This is a genomic window from Salinivibrio sp. SS2, assembly GCF_001722075.1.
GTDB lineage: Bacteria > Pseudomonadota > Gammaproteobacteria > Enterobacterales > Vibrionaceae > Salinivibrio > Salinivibrio proteolyticus.
This window is the reverse complement of the sequence record NZ_MEBP01000057.1, coordinates 1-2,403: the sequence shown is the minus strand read 5'-3', so window position 1 is coordinate 2,403 and position 2,403 is coordinate 1. Positions and strand designations below refer to the sequence as shown.

Below are 2,403 nucleotides of genomic sequence, written 5' to 3'. Positions count from 1 at the left end.
TCTAGTGTAGTGTGCTTCTTGTCTTGTTCTTTGTGTCCGTAGTTTGTTTGTGTTCTCTTTGATAATATATCTGATGCTACGTTTTATCTTTGTTGTTTTTTTTGAATGAGCCTGCGTCTACCGATATCTACACCTCTCTATTCGTGCGGCAGATTCAGATGTGTATACTGGACAGCCTCTTCCATTAATAAGAAAGGAGCGATTATGCCAACGCCATGTTATATCTCGATTGAAGGTGAAACTCAGGGTTTGATTACAGCCGGTGCCTGCACCGCGGATTCTATCGGTGATGCCTATGTAGAGGGCCACGAAGACGAGATGCTGGTACAACAGTTTGACCACAATGTGACGGTACCGACTGACCCTCAGTCAGGTCAGCCATCAGGCCAACGTGTGCACAAGCCATTTAAATTCACCGTTGCGCTCAACAAAGCGGTGCCGTTGCTTTATAACGCACTGGCGTCAGGCGAGAAGATGTCAACGGTTGAGCTGAAGTGGTACCGCACATCGATTGAAGGTAAACAAGAAAACTTCTTTACCACCAAGCTGGAAAGCGCCTCGATTGTGGACATTCACTGCGAGATGCCTCATTGCCAAGACCCGGCGAAGTCAGACTTTACGCAGAACCTGACCGTGTCGATGTCTTACCGCAAAATCACGTGGGACCACGTCAACGCAGGCACTTCAGGCTCAGACGACTGGCGCAAGCCTATCGAAGCCTAATCTTTCATGGCGACATGAAGACACAAACAGCCTGCCTTTACGGGCGGGCTGTGGTGCGTTGAGCCAGACGGCAGGGTCTGGCTGAACGTATCAGGGTAAACAAGCAGGGCGAAGGATACACAGATGGCGACATTGCAAATAGCGTTAACCGTGGCGGGGCTGGACCCGCAACCGTTCGTGGTGGTGGACTACCAAGGGGACGAGTGCCTCTCTCACCAAGCTGGCCTGAATGGCAACCCGGTGTATGGGTTCCAGTATGAGGTGGCCTTAGCGAGCCGCCATACCGACATCACGCCAGAGCAAGTGGTCGACAAGCCGGTGCAGCTGACACTGTGGCGCAATGGCGAGCTGGTCAAACGGGTGCAGGGTATCGCCAGTGCCTTTAGCCAAGGTGACATTGGTCATCACTTTACCCGCTACCGCTTAACCTTGGTGCCCGCCCTGTATCGTCTGTCGCTTCGCCAAAACAGTCGTACCTTCCAGCACCAAACCGTGCCGACTATTCTAGAAACCCTGCTCACGGAAATGGGGGTGACGGAGGTTAGCTTCTCGCTAACCCGTGACTATGCCGAGCGCGAATACTGTGTGCAGTACCGTGAAAGTGACTTGGCGTTCTTCCACCGCTTAGCGGCAGAAGAAGGCTTGGTGTATCACCATGAGCACGATGCCAACACCCATACCCTGATAGTGACCGATGCGCCCGACAGCTTGCCCCAGCTTGACAGTCCTGTGCCCTATAATGCTGTCAGCGGCGGTCGTACGGATACGCCGTATATCTATGGGCTGACACGCCACACCGCGGCACGCCCTAGTCACACGGCGTTAAAGGACTACAGCTTTAAAAAGCCAAGCTACAGCTTCCAACAAGCGGCGCAAGCCGATGGCATTGATTACCAGCGTACCGACAGCTACGAGCACTTTGACTTCCCGGGCCGTTTTAAAGACGATGCCACCGGACAGGCGTTTAACCAAACCCGCTTAGAGTTCTTACGCCGTGAGGCTGAACGCGCCAACGGCCAAAGCAATGAGCCCGCATTACGGGCCGGCTATCGCTTTACCATCAGCGACCATCTGGATGAGAGCGTGAACCAAGCGTGGCAAGTGGTGCGGGTGCACCACCAAGGCAGCCAACCACAAGCTCTGGAAGAAGAGGGTGGCCAAGGCGCCACCACCTACAACAACCAGTTTATGCTTATCCCTGCTAATACCCCGTGGCGTGCGACCCCCACACCCAAACCTCAAGTGGATGGCCCCATGATAGGCACCGTGGTGGGACCGGATGGCGAAGAAATCTTCTGTGATGAACACGGACGGGTGAAAGTCCACTTCCCGTGGGACCGTTATTCCAACGGCGATGACAAAAGCAGCTGCTGGATACGTGTTGCTCAAGGCTGGGCAGGCAGCCAATACGGCATGATGGCGATTCCCCGTATTGGGCATGAAGTGATTGTGTCCTTCTTACACGGTGACCCGGACCAACCGATTATCACCGGCCGCACGTATCATGCGACCAATGTGCCGCCTTATACCTTACCGGCACACAAAACCAAGACGGTTTGGCGCAGTGAGAGCCACCAAGGCGAGGGCTACAACGAGCCCAAGTTCGAAGAACAATAGGTCAGTGAGCAAGTGTATTTAAACGCCACAAAATGACTGGCAACAGGAGCAGAAAAAAAACAA

1 protein-coding gene and 1 pseudogene are annotated in these 2,403 nt (G+C 53.7%); both read left to right on the top strand.

The genetic code is table 11. The annotated features are described in order from the left end of the window. Positions 1–204 precede the first annotated feature (204 nt). Positions 205–723 (top strand): type VI secretion system effector Hcp-2, encoded by a 519-nt coding sequence (gene hcp-2, locus BGK46_RS03345; RefSeq protein WP_069587060.1) that lies wholly within the window; start codon positions 205–207, stop codon positions 721–723. Between the two features lie 123 nt (positions 724–846). Beyond that, positions 847–2,337 (top strand): annotated as a pseudogene (gene tssI, locus BGK46_RS03340) (type VI secretion system tip protein TssI/VgrG); the annotation flags it as partial. Between the last annotated feature and the right edge of the window lie 66 nt (positions 2,338–2,403).

What these genes read in the sequence shown, in the direction of transcription:
- hcp-2 (WP_069587060.1), top strand. Translation starts at nt 205, where the DNA reads ATGCCAACGCCATGTTATATCTCGATTGAAGGTGAAACTCAGGGTTTG.